This is a genomic window from Mucilaginibacter sp., assembly GCF_041663085.1.
Classification (GTDB): Bacteria; Bacteroidota; Bacteroidia; order Sphingobacteriales; family Sphingobacteriaceae; genus Mucilaginibacter.
Genome location: NZ_JBAZRC010000009.1, coordinates 1 through 17,279, shown reverse-complemented (window position 1 = coordinate 17,279; position 17,279 = coordinate 1). Strand labels below are relative to the sequence as shown.

Annotated in this window: 13 protein-coding genes and 1 tRNA gene; 6 read left to right on the top strand and 8 right to left on the bottom strand. The window is 43.9% G+C overall.

Annotated features, from left to right (window positions below; all coding sequences use genetic code 11):
• Positions 1–16: 16 nt before the first annotated feature.
• The 7 genes from WC615_RS04105 to WC615_RS04075 all read right to left on the bottom strand — a co-directional run bounded on the left by WC615_RS04105 (position 17) and on the right by WC615_RS04075 (position 8,953).
• A complete protein-coding gene (locus tag WC615_RS04105) occupies positions 17–1,117 on the bottom strand; it encodes a FecR family protein (protein ID WP_372976865.1) in 1,101 nt (366 codons plus the stop codon).
• Between the two features lie 53 nt (positions 1,118–1,170).
• A complete protein-coding gene (locus WC615_RS04100; RefSeq protein WP_372976864.1) occupies positions 1,171–3,447 on the bottom strand; it encodes a Gldg family protein in 2,277 nt (758 codons plus the stop codon).
• Positions 3,444–4,379: an ABC transporter ATP-binding protein gene (locus WC615_RS04095; protein WP_372976863.1), complete on the bottom strand. Its 936-nt coding sequence runs from the start codon at positions 4,377–4,379 to the stop codon at positions 3,444–3,446. The genes WC615_RS04100 and WC615_RS04095 overlap by 4 nt, the downstream gene beginning before the upstream one ends.
• Before the next feature lie 106 nt (positions 4,380–4,485).
• A complete protein-coding gene (locus tag WC615_RS04090) occupies positions 4,486–5,070 on the bottom strand; it encodes an RNA polymerase sigma factor (RefSeq protein WP_372976862.1) in 585 nt (194 codons plus the stop codon).
• A 152-nt stretch (positions 5,071–5,222) separates the two neighbouring features.
• Positions 5,223–6,464, bottom strand: coding sequence for a site-specific integrase (locus tag WC615_RS04085; RefSeq protein WP_372976861.1), 1,242 nt, complete (start codon positions 6,462–6,464; stop codon positions 5,223–5,225).
• A gap of 248 nt (positions 6,465–6,712) precedes the next feature.
• Positions 6,713–6,799: transfer RNA gene (locus WC615_RS04080), tRNA-Ser, on the bottom strand.
• Positions 6,800–6,886: 87 nt separating this feature from the next.
• Complete coding sequence (locus tag WC615_RS04075; protein ID WP_372976860.1) at positions 6,887–8,953, bottom strand: HD family phosphohydrolase; 2,067 nt, start codon at positions 8,951–8,953, stop codon at positions 6,887–6,889.
• Between the two features lie 115 nt (positions 8,954–9,068).
• On the opposite strand from WC615_RS04075, the gene WC615_RS04070 reads away from it, so the two are divergent.
• Genes WC615_RS04070 through WC615_RS04060 form a run of 3 tightly spaced genes read left to right on the top strand, consistent with a single transcriptional unit; the run spans position 9,069 to position 10,634 of the window.
• Positions 9,069–9,926, top strand: coding sequence for an SPFH domain-containing protein (locus tag WC615_RS04070; RefSeq protein WP_191174452.1), 858 nt, complete (start codon positions 9,069–9,071; stop codon positions 9,924–9,926).
• A complete protein-coding gene (locus WC615_RS04065; protein WP_372976859.1) occupies positions 9,926–10,459 on the top strand; it encodes a hypothetical protein in 534 nt (177 codons plus the stop codon). The genes WC615_RS04070 and WC615_RS04065 overlap by 1 nt, the downstream gene beginning before the upstream one ends.
• Before the next feature lie 4 nt (positions 10,460–10,463).
• Entirely contained in the window at positions 10,464–10,634 is a 171-nt protein-coding gene (locus WC615_RS04060; RefSeq protein ID WP_372976858.1) for an Arc family DNA binding domain-containing protein, read from the top strand.
• Positions 10,635–11,045: 411 nt separating this feature from the next.
• Here WC615_RS04060 and WC615_RS04055 read toward each other — a convergent pair whose 3' ends face one another.
• On the bottom strand, positions 11,046–13,997 hold the full coding sequence (locus WC615_RS04055) for a TonB-dependent receptor (RefSeq protein ID WP_372976857.1): 2,952 nt from the start codon (positions 13,995–13,997) through the stop codon (positions 11,046–11,048).
• 284 nt (positions 13,998–14,281) lie between these two features.
• Between WC615_RS04055 and proB the strand changes: the two genes are divergently transcribed.
• From proB to WC615_RS04040, 3 genes are all read left to right on the top strand, one after another.
• On the top strand, positions 14,282–15,361 hold the full coding sequence (proB, locus tag WC615_RS04050; RefSeq protein WP_372976856.1) for a glutamate 5-kinase: 1,080 nt from the start codon (positions 14,282–14,284) through the stop codon (positions 15,359–15,361).
• Between the two features lies 1 nt (position 15,362).
• Entirely contained in the window at positions 15,363–16,610 is a 1,248-nt protein-coding gene (locus WC615_RS04045; protein WP_372976855.1) for a glutamate-5-semialdehyde dehydrogenase, read from the top strand.
• A gap of 107 nt (positions 16,611–16,717) precedes the next feature.
• Positions 16,718–17,279, top strand: a 562-nt coding sequence (locus tag WC615_RS04040; protein WP_372976854.1) for an MnmA/TRMU family protein, incomplete at its 3' end; no start/stop codon positions are given.

Genomic DNA, 17,279 nt, shown 5'->3' with positions numbered 1-17,279 from the left:
ACCGTTGTAAGTAGTATTATTTTGTTACGATAATCCTCCTTCCTGCTACTTTAAAGTGCACTTTATTGGTCAATTCGAGTTTTTTAAGCACCTGCGAAATGTAGAAGCGTTTATTTACCCGGCCGCCAAAATCATCTGTCGGCATTTCGCCTTCGTAAACAACTTCTACATCATACCACCGGCTTATCTTACGCATTACATTTTCTATCTTCTCGTCCTGGAAAACAATGTAATTGTTTTTCCAGCCCATTACTTCATCAATATCTGCAGGCACAATATGAATGCCCGCATCACTTTTTTCTGCCTGCTCACCAGGCTTTAATATGGTTGTACCGATACGCACACGGCCTTCAAGCAAGGTTGTTTTGGTAAGCGGTTCATCATCATAGCTGTTTATATCAAAATGGGTACCCAGCACTTCTACTTTTTGGCCATGGCTTTTTACAATAAATGGTACCGCCTTATTTTTTGCTACTTCAAAGTAACCTTCGCCGCTCAGCTCAACTTCTCGTTGTTTTTGGCCATTAAAGGTAGACGGGAAAACCAACCGCGATGCCGCATTCAGCCAAACTATAGAGCCATCCGGCAATACTAACCTGTAAGTGCCCCCCTTGGGGGTTTGCAGCGTTAGCATTTTAGTATCGGTAGTCAAATTCGCGTTGATCTTAGTATTGTCATCATAAGTAAGGTCACCGGAATGAACTTCGATACCTGCCCTTGTAGAATCCAGTACAACTGTACCACTGCCCGCTATCGTAAGGGTTGCTTTATTGGTACCCGGCGCTATATCTTTTTTAGTGCCTGCCAACTCGCTTACAGTGATTGGCGCGTGGGTAAATTGCCATATAAAATAAGTGCCTGCCGATAAGATCAAAATAGCGGCCGCCGCTATGGAACGCCACCTTACCATTATTTTAACGGGGCGATGTTCATTCTCCAGTTTAGTCCATACCAGATCAACCGCTGTAAGGCGTTCTGCCATATCCGGGATTTCGGCGCCTTCTTCACGGTAGGTTAAGTACCATGTTTCCAGCAGGGCCTGCTCCTTTTCGGTAGCCTTTCCCAGCCTGAAATTCTCCAGCATCACCCTTACCTCTTCTTTGTTCAATTCTGCCATAACTCAATCTAAACGTAAGACAGTCAACACCCCCGGCAGGAGGTATCACTTTTTTATTTTCTTTTCCTGATCAGCAGCAGTGCAGCCCCGCAGACAATTATTAATGCCGGTAAACCCCAAAGTGTAACCCACCTGTAAACCGACAGTTGCTTCCGGTTTGCCAGGATCGCGTTGTCCGTTGGCGCCGGGCGTTTCACCGTTACAGGGAAGGCCCCATCACTAAACCACCTAAAAATGCCATTAATAAATGGGAAATTATAAGCCTGGGCCATTATATTATCGCTCATAAAATCCGCATCGCCGCTTATCAATATCTTTTGCTGTTTGTTTCCCACCTTTCGGGTCAGTGTCAGCATCAAGGGTTTGCTGCCTTTTTCATCTCCTTGTTGCGGCTCATAGGTCACCGATGTAGATGAGGGGTCAAATGCATTTATCTTGTTCCATCCATTAGTACCACTTTGCAGCAAGGTATCAACGTTAAACCCTTTTTGCTGCACTTGAAGCATAGCTGCAGATGGCATAGCTACCGTTGCATATGGATTATTCATTTGCTCAAAAAACTGATGGTATGTACCCGTATATACACTATTTACAACATCCGGCGCACTGTTCTTATCCGGGTTAACCATCATACCTGCTGATAAGCTGACACCCAACTGTCGTAAAACCGGGTTAACAACCGCACGGTGCTGTGGCTCGGCTGTGATCAGCATATCACCGCCTGCTGCTAAATAATGCTGTATACGTTCGGCTGCGTTGCTGCTTAATTGCCTGGCAGGGTCGCCTAATATTAATAGGGTTGTGCCGGCCGGCACATCTGCAATGTTCAGATTCGCGCTACATACATCAAAGCCCTGGTTTATTAACGATTTCCTTTTTTTACGGGCGTTGCTAAACAATTCGTAGCTCCTGTCACCTTTTAGGGTTATACTGCGTTCGTCATCCCCCTCTGCAAAAACTATTTTTTGGTTTGGGGTTATCAGTTTTTTTATTGCCGCGGTTATCTCAGCCTCTTCAGGGAATTGGTTGTTTTCGTTATACAATCGCAGGTAACTGCTTTTACCGTGATAAGATAATCGGCGCACAAACGTATTTCCTTCCGGGTTCAGATCTATTATCTTGCGGATCTGGCCCGGAGGCAAAAAGTCTTTAAGATCAACCTGTAAATTATCCGCCACTTTTTCTGCAATCTGTTTTACGCTCAGGCCTTTAATATCGCCCTGGTAGATCATATTGGGGTTACCCGCCAGGTCAGTCGCATCATAGTAATAAACATAGTTCATTTTAATGCCTGGTATAAACCTGCGGAAATCCTCAAATCGCAATAGGTCGGTGTTTCTGGATACCGGCAAACCCGCGTAAACATGCTGATCTAACAAATTTACATAAGTGGTTATTTCAAGCGGCCCACGTATCTGTTTGGCTATGGCCTGGCTTGCGGGTGTTAATGTTTCAGATTTTTGAGCGGTAACATCCCAATAAAGAATATTTAACGGCCTCGAACTAATATAGCCACCCAGCAAAACAACTACTATCAGCGCCAGGTATTTACCCACCTGCACCGTAAACGCTTTTGCTTCGCGCCCGGCTTTAAGGCGCAGGATGGTTAAGCCCAGGAACAACGAAATAATAAGCAGGTAATAAATAACGTCGCCGGAAGCAATCAGGCCGTTCAACATATTTTCGGTACGGCCGGATAACGACAGGAAATAAGTAAGGTCCCTCACAAAATCGATACTTTGCCCAAGGCTGCCAACATACTTTAGAACCGCAAATACTGCAAGTGTGCTTATTGCAGCAACTACCTGGTAACCCGTAAGGCTTGACATGAACAGGCCGATAGCGGCATAAGTAGCCGTAAGCAGGAAAAGCGATAACAAGCCCGCGCAAATAAGGCCGACATCAGCATCTTTTATTATTGACGCGCCTATGAAACTGTAAATGCCTAAAATGCCTATCAGCATTAACGCATAGTATATTATAGCCAGGTATTTACCCAGTATAATCTCCCTTATTTTCACAGGGGACGATAGCAGTAGTTTGATGGACCCGCTGCTGATCTCGCGGCTGACAAGCCCCATCGTAAGCAGCGGTATATATAAATACAGCGTTTGCAGCACTTTATCAAACAGGCCGTTTATGCCCGGGAAAAGAAGCTGTGTTAGATTATTTGCCCGCTCGCCCATCATAAAAAGTTCCTGGAAACTGCCCAGCATGCCAAAAAAACCTGTGCCGGCCTGCACCATAAATATGGCCAATACCAGCCAGGCAACGGGCGAATAAAAAAGAATGCTGATCTCCAGCCGGGCTATTTTAAATATCTTGATCATAAAGCTTTAGGAGTTTTGTTTGATAATTGGGCGAAGATCTCGTCGAGGCTGCTTTTCTCCAGCATGATCTCGGTTAGCTGCCAGTCATTGGTTACGGCCATCTCAATAATTCTGGAAGAAACTTGCATACTGGTATCAAAGTGTAAGCGGATTCCCCCGTCGTTCAAAAGTTCTGTTTGGGTAATGCCTGTAATACCGGCCAGGGTTTTCATTGGCGGTGGATTACGCATATAAACCAAAAGTGAGTTAGGCAATATGTAATTGTTAAATGCTGACATGGTATCGGCGAAAACCATCCTGCCGCCTTCTATCATGCGGATATCATCGCAGGTTGCCTGAACTTCAGATAATATATGCGACGAGAAAATAACAGCCCGCTCTGTTGCTATTTCTTTTATCAGCTTGCGTACTTCCAGTATCTGGTTAGGGTCGAGGCCGTTTGTAGGCTCATCCAGCACCACTAATTTGGGGCGATGAATAATGCTTTGAGCAATACCCACCCTCTGGCGGTAGCCACCGCTTAAATTATTGATAACCCGTGACCGGAAATGAGCTATCCCGCATTGTTCCATAGCCGCATACACCGCGGCTTTGATGTTATGCCTGCTAATGTTACGCAGGTAACCGCAATAAGTTAAGTATTCACTTACGGTAAGATCAAGGTGCAAGGGCGCATTTTGTGGCAGGAAACCAATATGCATTTTTGCTTCTTCGGGGTTTTTCCTGATGTCGATACCATCTATATGCACCGTACCTTCCGTTTGGTTAAGCACGCCGCATAAAATATTCATGGTAGTTGATTTACCCGCCCCATTTGAGCCAAGCAAGCCAAGCACACCCACTTTCCTAATTTCGAGGTTAATGTCGCGTATTGCCCACTCGCGGCTGTATTTATGCGATAGTTGCGACGCTTTTACTATACTATTTTCCAATTTGTTTTAAGATTAAGCCCCTTATGAGGATGCTTTGTATATCGTAAGACAAGGTGGTTAGTTAACTGGGGTATCGCCGATAAAAATAATTAGGCAACATTATAAATTAATGCCTGATCATCCAGAGTAAGTAGATGTATTGGAGAAGCCCCAGCCTGCTGCGCAGATGCTTTAGAGCGTTCGAAACTTGTTTTTTAACCGTTTGCTCGGTGGTTCCCATTATTGCCGCAATCTCTTTATGGCTTAGATGCTGCCTGCGGCTCAGCTCAAATACTTCGCGCATACGCGGCGGAAGCTCAGCTATTTCCTTTTCTATCACATCGCGCAGCATTGATTCCCGCACGCGGTGATCGGTAAGCGCGGTTTTTTGTTGCGAATACTGCTGTATCGAATTAATATACTTTTCCTGTACTTGCTTTTTGGCAAATAAATTGAGAATGTGATTCCTGACACTGGTATACAAATAACCGGATAAGTTATTGCCGATTTGTATCACTTCCCTTTTTGTCCACAGAGCTGAGAAAACTTCCTGGATAGCGTCCTGCGCCTCAACATGGTTGCGTGTTTTATTCCAGGCGTGGTTATGGAGTATGAGTTTATAGCGATCATAAATTTCAGTAAACGCAAACCGGTCCCCGGATCTTAATAGTTCCGTTAGATCAGCATCTGAATATCTACTATAATCTGCCAAGAAAATTAAATCATCATTAATTAAAACACCGCTTCACAAACAAGCGCAAATATTCACTAAAGTAACAAAAGATTCCATATTTAAATATATAAAATCCTGCACTTCCCCGTGGTGCGGTGAATGTAAGATTCATTTGGGATTGAAATCACGCCTTACGGGGACACCGCATTGCCTATGATTTTGACGTTTAATTTTTCTTTAAGCTGCTTCATGTCATAAGCGATTTTCGCGTCGACTATTTTCGCATAATGCTGCGTTTGCCGTAAATTCTTGTGGCCAAGCATTTTTGATACTGTTCCCATTGGCACGCCATTGCCTAAGGTCACTGTAGTTGCAAAAGTGTGTCTGGCTACGTGAAAGATGAGCAGTTTGTCGATATCGCATCGTTCGGCGATCTCCTTTAAATACTCATTCATCTTCTGGTTTGTAAGCACCGGGAGCACAACATTTCGGATCTGACATTGCGGGTCATCCTCGTATTTTTTTAAAATATGAAGCGCTGCCGGAAGCAATGGGATCCACGACGCAGACTCTGTCTTTTGCCTGTTCTTAACTATCCATTGCTCACCATCAAACCGTTTGATCAGTTCTGACCGCCTAAGTTGTTTAGCATCAATATAAGCCAGACCTGTATAGCAGCAGAATACAAAAATATCACGAACATTACTGAGCCTTGCCGAGCGCAGTACTTTAGTGGCCACGCGCTCCAGTTCATCCTCCGTTAAATATGGCTTCTCCACCTCTCTACGATTAAGGTTGTAACCAGCAAATGGGGCGCTTTTAAGCCAGCCATATTTGACACACAGCAATACAGTCTTCTTGAAATATGTGAGATACTTCATAGCCGAATTATGCTGGCACTTTCTGACACTCTTTAGCCAGAATGCGTACTCGCTGATAAACTCGTAATTTAGCTTTCGAATATCTATATCCTCCTCACGATACTTCCATTGGATGAATGATCTCGTATGGTTAAGCGTTCGCTTAAACAGATCAAGAGTGCCGGGAGAGTATTCCTGCGGGACAAGCGCAGCAATCTGATCGTTGTGCCCCTGAAAAACTTCCAGGATCATCTTGCGGTTGTCAATACCGAGCATCTGGTTTTTAATGGCTTCAGCAGTGATCTCACGGTCACTATCCATCAAAAATTTCCTCGCCTGATGCGCTTGCTGCAACAGTGTATCAAGGTGGGTATTGATACTTCTTGAACCTTCCCCATTTCCTGTGGCTCGCCCAAGCCCTGCATTCCATCGGCCAGGATCCCACAAACGCTTGGTAGACAACTCATTTGAGCGTCCGTCAACCGTAATTCTAAGATAAATGTACATTTCTGTGTTCTCTACTTTTCGGCCATGTTTTAGGAAAAACATAAAACCAAGGGTCTTTTCTACCATAATCGAGCATTTTTTGGGTTTACAAATGTCGATTTTAAAGCCATTTTTACAAGATGTCAATTTTTATAACATGCTGTATTTCAGTTAATTACATCACTTTTCCAGCGTCATTTAAAAAAAAACAGGGACTACACGAATCGCGTAGAAATATATTGCGTTTTTGACATAAACTGATGCAGGGTTAAAAACAAAAAAGCCTGTAAATCGTTGATTTACAGGCTTTAGACATCTTGTGAATTAATACTCAGCGGTGAGGGAGGGATTCGAACCCTCGGTACAGTTTCCCGTACGTCAGTTTAGCAAACTGATCCTTTCGGCCTCTCAGGCACCTCACCGGTTGTTTTTTCAGAAATACTTTCCCTTTTTTCAGGGATTGCAAATATAGTAATTAGCTTAAGCTGTCAAAAAAATAAATCAGATTTTTAATAATCTATTCTCACGTGGTAAATACTCATCAGCATTCGTTTAAAAATCTGCTTGATAGTTTCCAGATCTTTCAGCGTTATATTACTGTCATTCAATTGGTTTTGATCAAGCTTATATTTCACTATGCGGTCTACCAGTATCCCGATAGATTCTTCATCCGGCTCTTTTAAAGAGCGCGAAGCCGCCTCAACAGAGTCGGCAAGCATCAAAACACCGGCCTCTTTTGAGAAAGGAATGGGTCCGGGATAGCGAAAAATGTTCTCGTTGATGAATTTTTCAGGAAAATTTTTCAAAAACGACTGGTAAAAATAATCTACCCTGGTGTTGCCATGATGGGTACGTATAAAGTCAATAACTATCTCAGGCAAATTTGCCTTACGGGCCATTTCAATACCTTTGCTCACGTGGCGAATAATTATCTGTGCGCTTTCTTCGTAAGGCAGTTTATCATGCGGGTTAAAGCCCGAGCTTTGGTTCTCTATAAAGAATAAAGGGTTCTCCATTTTTCCAATATCATGATACAATGCTCCTGCCCTAACAAGTAAGGCATTACCACCTATAGCATATATAGCATTTTCGGCCAGGTTTGCCACCTGCAAAGAGTGCTGGAAAGTCCCCGGCGCGCTGAAAGCCATTTCGCGTAACAGGGGCGCATTGGTATTGGTTAATTCAATCAGGGTAATATCTGAGGTAATAGCAAATACTTTTTCGAACAGATAAATAAGCGGGTATGCAAGTAATGTAAGCAGCACACTTACGGCAAAAGGTATAAAGTCTACCCAATCTATAGTTGTAAATGTCCCCTCCCTAACTAATGAGATACCGAGGAAAGCCACAAAATAAGTAAAAGTGATAATAAGGGCCGATATCAGGAATTGCTCGCGGCGGATAAGGTTTTTGATACTGTAGATAGATACCATACCGGCGGTTATCTCAAAATAAGCAAATTCAAAGCTATTGGGTACAAAAAAACCGGCTATAAGCACTACAAGCAAATGGATGTTCAGTGCCAAACGGGTATCAAACAATATACGGATGATAATAGGTACTATACAATATGGTATATAGTAAAAGTTGGGCAGTTGTAATTTTATAGCCAATGATAAGGTTGCCAGCATAGCCGTAATTACCAATAGTATCAGGCTTACCAAACGGTTATCATCGTATATATCCCGCCTAAAAAGGTATAGGAACACCATTAATAAAGTGATGGTGATACCTACAAGTAAAAATTGCCCCAATAACACCAGGGTATGGTTACCGTTGGTACGCGCATTATCTTCAAAAGCTTTTTTGTACGATGCCAGCTTTTGGTAGGCCTCATCATTAATTACAGAACCTTTGCCAATAATTGTCTCCCCTTTTTGCACCATGCCGCGGGTTATGGATAGGTTCTCGGTAACTTCCTTTTCAAGCCGGGCGGTTAGTTTGGCATCGTAGGTTAGGTTGGTTTGCAACCTATCCTGCAATAAATTCAGTAAAAAAGGTTTATCAAGCCCGGGCATTTTACCAATTTCAAAATCGCAATAGGCTATGGCACGCTCGCGGGTAAAAAGATCGGCGGTGTTTTTATCGGTAGCAACATTATCGTTCAAAACTGTAATTGCATAATTTTTACCCGTTTGTTGATATTTGGGATTTAATTTAAGCATCCCCTTATCGTAAACCGCTTTTAAAATGGTGCTACCAGTTTGCAGGTACGTGTTTTTTTGTTTCTCATTTAAACCCGCAGCGTGCCACCTAATCTCAAAATCATTTTTAAAGCCTTCCAGTTGCTGTGCGGCTATATCATTATTAAGTTGGTAAATAGGTGTTACCGCACTTAGTGCCGCTTTTTGATCGGCGTCTATTTCGGCGTTAGTTTTTAATATGGCAAAGTTATAGGGCGATACCAGGTCTTTTTGGTTCCAGATCCTGCCTTTTTCATATTCATAACCAAATTTTGCCTGCTTGGGTAAAGCATATACAATTACGGCTACGCTTACCAGCATCATAAAAAATTTAACATTTAAGGCGTATTTACGCAGTAATGCTTTTTGCCGGGACGATGAAAGTTTTGCCATTAGACGTGTTTATCCAATCAAAAATAATATAAGTTTCGGTTATCTGTATTTTTTCTTGTTTATCTCAAAATAAAGTTGATATCTTTATGATATCATTTTAAATCAAAACTTAATCATGAATAACGAAAAGATCACCACAGCACCATCAGGCTATTTAGCCTTTGTTTTAGTACTTGTGCTAATTGCCGGCGCAGCGTTTGCTTTCTACCTGGAACAGCCTGCAATAGGCGCAGTAATATGCGTTATAAACTTTATATTTATTTTACCGGGACTAACCATTGTAAACCCCAACGAATCTAAAGTACTTACCCTGTTTGGTAAATACCAGGGCACAGTAAAGCAGGATGGCTTTTTTTGGGTTAATCCTTTTACCGTTAAAAAGAAAGTATCCTTAAAAGCATTTAACCTTAACGGCCAGCAGTTAAAAGTAAATGACAGCGTAGGTAACCCAATAGAAATTGCCGCCGTTATTGTATGGCAGATTAAAGATACCGCCAAAGCCATTTTCGCGGTAGAAAATTACCTGCAATATGTAAATATACAAAGCGAAGCTGCCGTACGCCATTTGGCTAACTCGTTCCCATACGATCATATCGAGGACGAAAACGCCAGTATCACGCTGCGTGGCGGATCTGAGCAGGTTGGGATACTTTTGGTTCAGGAACTAAACGAGCGCCTTGAACGTGCCGGCATTGAAGTTTTAGAAGCACGCATCTCGCACCTCGCTTACGCCCCCGAGATTGCCCACGCCATGTTACAGCGTCAGCAGGCATCGGCTATTATATCGGCGCGCAGGCTTATTGTTGAAGGTGCCGTTGGCATGGTTGAAATGGCCCTGCAAAAAATGGAAGAGAAAAACATTATTGAGCTTGACGAAGAGCGCAAAGCAGCTATGGTAAGCAACCTGCTGGTTGTATTGTGCGGCGATAAAAGCGTATCGCCTATAGTAAACACAGGCACTTTATACCATTAATGATGAGTACTGATCAACGCGATTTTGCACAGGTTAAAACCACCGAGCTGTTTATTACACGACATGGCTGGTTTAAGCGGGAGTATGAACTTACCGACGGCCAATTTGTATATGCTAAACTAAGCTACCGCTCCAACTTTAAGCGCGACGCCATTATTGAACTGCCGCAAAACAGCTGGACAATTAAGCGCAAGGGTTGGTTTAACCGCACCCTTTTGCTCAACCTGGGCGAAGATGATACCATAGGCAATTTAATACCCGAAACATGGAAAAGAGATTTTAACCTGAAACTCGACGATGGTTTTGAAGCTACTTACCTGTATAAAAAGTTGTTCTCAAAATCGCTTGTGCTTACCAACGGGCAATTGGGCGATATTTTCCAGATCACCCAAAAAGCATTTAGTATTAAACAGCCATTTACAGTAACTATTGATTTGATTACAAAGCCGGATAACATGCCCCCCCTGCCATTATTGATCATGATAGGGCTGCATGTAATATTGTTACGCCAGCAACAGGCAGCATCACAGTAATATTATGGCAGAGAAAAAAGCATTTGTATTAAGGATAAACCCCGATGTGCTCAAAGAGATTGAGGCCTGGGGTGCTGATGAATTTCGCAGCACCAACGGGCAAATTGAGTTTTTGCTGCAGGAGGCGTTAAAGGCCCGTAAAAAAACATCACGCAAAAAAAAGGATACTGAATAATTGGTTAATGATTTGTCTCGTTTGTTCCATTTAGAAAACGGGACAAACGGGACAAACGGAACACATTGATAATGAATTAGTTATTACTAACAATAGCTTGTCAGTACCTAAATAAATACTTTACAACTATGCTTTAAAAAACTCATATACAGAGTTTTAACAAAATACTACCTTGTTTCATTTTCTCTAAAAATGGTCAAGATGCGGGAAGGGAACACAGCAGAGAAAAATAGCTTTTTTTCGCCCTTTTTCGCCCTCAGTACGGCCTTTTTAACGTTTAATGCAGTTAAAAAGAGGCATAGCTATATTAATTAAATTATTGATTATCAATTAATTGAAAATAATAACCAGTTCCGTTCTTTTCAAAATGGAACAGGGGCTTTGCCCGATTTTTCAAAAAGTCACTTACAACTACTTGCCGCTCAGCAAACCATCCAGCGTAACTGAAACATAGTATATGCCGCCAATGGTTGGGCCGCCTGCGTATTGTATGTAGCGTTTGTTGGTGATATCTGTAGCGCCAATTTTAAATGTTGCATAATATGCTGGCACACGTAATGTAACCTGCGCATCAAGCGTGTGTATAGCCGGAACATTGCCGGTTACCAGCGGGCTCTCCCACAGATATGCCTGCTGCCATTTGTAAACCACGTTAAAGCCAAGGTTTTTAACTACTTCGCGGTTACCGAACGAGAAGTTACCGCTCCACTCAGGCGTGTTAAAGCCGGTCACGAATATATCTGAGGTTTGCTGTGCCTTCAGTTTGTTGAAGCTTACGTTGCCCGATACCGTGTATCGCTGATAAAAATTATAGCTTAAACCTGCCGATGAGCCATAGTTGTTATAAATATTCTTAGCATTGGTGTACACCCGGTAGCGGCTTTGACCTGCGCTTGCAGCGTTGGCAGTTGTTGCAGTTGTAGGGTCGCGGTTAACATCGAGCATGGCCAATACGGCGGCATCTGTGCCAACTGTGGTTCCGTTTGGTACAAATACTTGTACCTGGCCTAAAAAGCCGTTGTACCGGTTGGCATAGGCATCTATATCCAAAAACACCTTGTTATCAAAGAAGATCCCTTTGTAACCAACCTCGAATGAGGTGATCTGCTCGGGGCGTGCTTTTGGCAGGTTGGCTACCTGTAATAAGCTGCGGTTCGCCAAGGCTGTGGCATCATCGCCAGTGGTTGATTGCGCTTTTACAGCGGCATTAAACGCCGTAACCGATTGCTGGGTGTAGCTATTATCCAAATAACCTAAGCCATCATTAATAAAGCCTAAACTGCCTACACGTTTAACACGCCCATTGTTTACGTATGATAATGCTTCAAATAACGACGGGAAACGGTAACCGTTCTGGAAAGTGAACCTGAAGTTATGGTTTTGGTTTGGCGAATAAACCGCCGCCAAACGTGGCGTAAACTTAGGGTCGAAGTATGGGTTGCGGTCCCAGCGGATTGAACCGAATAATTTTAACTTTTCATCAAAAAAGGTTTTGGTAACCTGTGCAAGGGCGCCGTATTTTTTGTAGCTCACGTTCTCGCCGAAGCTGCCGTCTGCCAGGGGAGTGTTCCTGTCGGCAATTGGGCGGCTAAAGTCAACAAAGTTATTGCCATCAGGGGTTATCTCATAAACGCGTACATCGGCGCCAACCAAAAGGTCAACGAATTTCACGTGCCTGGTCAGGTCCCATTGCGCTTCAGCATTATACATTTTGCTTTTTTGTACTAACGCGGCACCACCGGTTACCGGAGCGTTGGGGATCAGGCTCGATTTAATATCCCAATTGTTGATCCCGATAATGGTTTGGCGCAGATCATTAAAAGCCTGCGTACCGGGCTCTACCCTGCCCAGGTCGGCAGCGGCGCGTGCTGCATCATTAGCAGCGGCAAGGTTAGCTGATGTTAACGAACCGCCATGCGTATTGGCATAAGCAGTAAGGGCGTTTTTGTAAGCTGTACCCCATGCCGAGTTACTGGCGTGGTTCAGGTCGAGGTTATCGGCCAGTGGTTTTACATTGAAAGATCTGCCGGTGTTCTCGATAGATTCGTACGCACGTACCAGGAAATCGGTACCTTTTAATTCTATTTTGTGGTTTTGTACAGATGCACCATTCAGTGATATTTTATTACCGCGTTGAAAAACACCATCCATGTTGCCATAGCGGTAAGTGTATGATAATTGTGTAGTAGGGGTTATTTTATATGCCAGCGTACCATCCAGTTTCAGGTTGGTTACTTTGGGGTCAACCAGGTCAACTTCGTTATAACCGGTACGGGCAACAGTCAAATTTGGCCTTGCTACGCCATCCACAACAATACCTTTTATTGATACCGTGTTGCTCCCGGCAAGCGCATCATCGCCATATTTGTTCCAGCCGTCATACGCAGCGTTGCTGGTACCGGTTAGTTCAGGATAAGCCGGGTTGGCCGTTTTCAGGTTACCGGGGTTTTGATCAAGCCGGGTGTTTGACTGCCAATCTTTACCTGTTAAATAACTCGCGTTCACTTTAAAAGCAAATTTATCATTCCAGGCTTTCGCAAAGCGGATGGCAGTTTCGTTTATAGCGCTTGGGCTAACACCTATCCCATCCACATGGTTTATACCTGTACGATGGTAAAAGCTAAGCCCCTGTGTTTTAAACGGGTCTTTAGTAAATAAGTTTGATAACCCGTTGATAGCGTTTGTACCATATAAAGCTGCGGCTGCACCCGGGGTAATTTCTATACTGGCAATATCAAGTTCGGTTGGGCCAATAGCGTTACCAAGCGGTACACCTAAAGTGGCCGACTGCATATCCACCCCATCTGCCAGTTGCATAAACCTGAAGTTATTGGGGCTGTTGAAACCACGGGTGTTAGGTACCTTCATGGTGATACTGGTGGTGGTCATTTGTACACCTTTAACATTCTCCAGCGCATCGTAAAAACTTGGGCCCGGCGATTGCTTAAGCGCTGTGATACTCAGCTTCTCGATAGCCACCGGCGAGCGCAGCAATTTTTCTTCGCGGCGGGATGCGGTAACTACTACCTCGTTTATCAGTAATGCTTGCGTAGATAGCTGAATATTTAAATTACTGTTAGCATTTTTGATTAAAAACTCCTGGGTTTGAAAACCAACCGCGCTAAACACAAGGGTAAAAGGCAATTTGGCATTTGTTTGTAAAGTGAATTTACCGGTAGTGTCTGTAGCGGTTTTATTATCAGTGCCTTTTATAGTTACGGTTGTACCTACTAAAGGCTGGCCGTGTTCGTCGTTAACTTTACCACTTAAGGCGTAATTTCCGTTGAGTTGGGCCGAAGCCACGGCCGGGACAAGCGTTAAAAAGAGCACAATGAGTTTAAAGAAATTTGTAAAAGATTTCATGTAATAAGGTTGAAAGAAATGAGAAATGATTAATACGTGTTGTTATCCTGAGCGGGAATTAACAACAACAGCATGCAGTTAGGCGCTGCATGGAAGACATTGATACTGAAGTAAAGGCAATTAAATAATACATTGTCTATAGAATAAGTAGACAAATGTATCAAAACTTTTACTTCCTCCAAAAAAATGTAATATTTTTTGAAAAATAATATGTGTTAACCGCCTAAAAAGCCGCCATTTACAGCAGAAATGAGTATTATTGTCGACCAAACTTATATACTTTAATGTCGTTCAATTACCGCCGCATCATTATTAAAATAGGATCAAACGTTATTACCCGGGCAGATGGCCTGCCAGATGTGGAGCGTATTGCACACCTGGTTAACCAGATAGCCAAAATTAAGACGCAGGGTATTGAAGTGATCTTAGTTTCCTCGGGCGCGGTGGCATCCGGCAGGAGTTTGATATCGGTTTCCGAGAAATCGGATGCAGTGGCGGTGCGGCAGTTGCTGGCCTCTATCGGCCAGGTAAAGCTGATCAACACCTACTCGCACCTGTTCGAGAAGTTCAACATCCTGTGTTCGCAGGTTTTGGTAACTAAGGAGGATTTTCGCGACAGGTTGCATTACCTGAACATGCGTAACTGTTTAGAGATATTATTGCAGCACCAGGTAATTCCCGTAATAAACGAGAACGACGTGGTATCAGTAACCGAACTAATGTTTACCGATAACGACGAACTTGCCGGGTTGATCGCCTCTATGCTGAACGCGCAGGCCTTAATCGTTTTGACCAATGTGGATGGCATTTACACCGGCGACCCAAAACTGGAAAGCTCATCTGTAATCCAGGAGGTTAATGATGCAGGAATAGATTTCGCATCATTTGTAAGTTCGGGCCGGTCGCAATTTGGCCGTGGGGGCATGATCACCAAATCAACCATAGCGCATAAGGTGGCTAAGCTGGGTATTACGGTACACATCGCCAACGGCACAAAAGAAAATATCCTGACGGATGTACTGGCTAATAAAGTAATACATACCCGCTTTACCCCTACCAAAAAGGCATCAGGCAAAAAGAAATGGCTGGCCCACTCAGAAAACGCGGCTACCGGTGTGGTAAAGGTGAACGAGGGCGCCAAAACAGTGCTGATATCCAGTAAGGCATCGAGCTTGCTGCCGGTGGGCATCATCAGTATAGTATCCGATTTTAAGAAGGGCGAGATCATTAAGATAGTAGACGAGCATAACAAAACCATAGGCCTGGGCCTGGCCGAATATGGCTCAGACAAAGCCCGGGAACTCACCGGCCAAAAAAACCAGAAGGCGCTGGTACATTACGATTACCTTTATTTGCAGGGATAACATGGATTACAAACATTATTTCGAGAACGCTTTGATTGCCGGCAGGAACGCTGCCCTGTCGCCCGCTGTTATCAATAAAGTACTATTGGATGTGGCCAAAGCTGCCATCGAACAAACGGATTACCTGCTGCAGAAAAATAAAAAAGACCTGGAGCGCATGGACCCCGCCGACCCAAAATACGACCGCCTTACCCTTACCGCCGACAGGATAAAAGCCATTGCCGGAGATATAGAAAATGTGGCTGGGTTGGATAGTCCATTGGGTAAAGTGCTAAGTGAGAAAACCCTACCTAACGGTTTGTATATTAAAAAGGTACGTGTGCCACTTGGTGTAGTGGGCGTAATTTACGAGGCCCGGCCAAATGTTACGTTTGATGTATTTGCATTGTGCTTTAAAACGGGTAACATCAGCATACTAAAAGGCGGCAGCGATGCAGATAACTCTAACCGCGCCATCATGAAAGTTATCCACGGGGTATTATCGGCGCATAACATCGATGTTAATTTTGCTACCCTGCTACCTGTAGAACGTGAAGCTACCGAGGCTTTGCTAAACGCGGTCGGGTTTGTGGATGTATTGATCCCACGAGGTAGCCAATCATTAATTAACTATGTGCGCAGCAGCAGTAAAGTACCCGTGATTGAAACAGGCGCGGGTATTGTACACACCTATTTTGATGAAACCGGCGATCTGGAGAAAGCTATTGCTATTATCGATAACGCCAAAACCCGCCGGGTAAGTGTTTGCAACGCGCTGGATTGCCTCATCATCAACAGCAAACGCCTGGGCGACCTGGTGCACATCACCGAGCCGCTTGGTGAAAAAGGCGTAAAAATTTATGCCGATAAAAAAGCTTACGAAGTATTAGATAGCCTATACCCTGCCGAACTTTTAGAACATGCGCAGCCCGAGCATTTTGGTATGGAGTTTTTATCGATGACAATGTCGATCAAAACGGTTGACACTTTAGAACAGGCGTTGGAACACATCGCCATCAATAGTTCTAAACATAGCGAGGCCATTCTATCTGAGGATGAGCTGAATATAGAAACTTTCCTTAACCGGGTTGATGCCGCTGCGGTGTATGTAAACACCTCAACCGCCTTTACAGATGGCGCACAGTTTGGCCTTGGTGCCGAAATTGGCATCAGCACCCAAAAACTCCACGCCCGCGGGCCAATGGGCTTGGAAGAGTTAACGAGTTATAAATGGATAGTTAAAGGGAACGGGCAGGTGAGGATACCTTAATATCCCACATATCACTGCGAGCTTAGAGATATGAAACCACCATTTTACCCTCCTCTGACCCAAGCAATAAACACCATAAACTGTAAAACCTTATCTTTGCACCCAATATGAGTAAGCACGGTAGGATATTGGTGGCAATGAGTGGCGGAGTTGATAGTTCTGTAGCGGCAGTAATGCTGCATGAACAGGGCTATGAGGTCATTGGCCTTACCATGAAAACCTGGGACTACGCCGCAAGCGGTGGCAGCTCTAAAGAAACCGGTTGCTGCAGCCTGGATAGTATCAATGATGCGCGTGCTTTGGCCGTTGGTTATGGCTTCCCGCATTATATACTGGATATCCGTAACGAGTTTGGCGATTTTGTGATCGATAACTTTGTTGACGAATACCTTGCCGGCCGCACCCCTAACCCTTGCGTACTGTGCAACACCCATATTAAATGGGAAGCCCTTTTAAAACGCGCCGATAAACTGGATTGCGAATTTATCGCGACAGGCCATTACGCCAACATCCGCGAGCAGGACAACGGCCGCTACGTAATATCAAAGGGTAAGGACGAAAACAAAGACCAGTCATATGTACTTTGGGGTGTATCGCAGCAAAACCTTGCGCGTACAAAATTCCCATTAGGGAGTTTTTCTAAGCCTGAAATACGCCAGATGGCTGTTG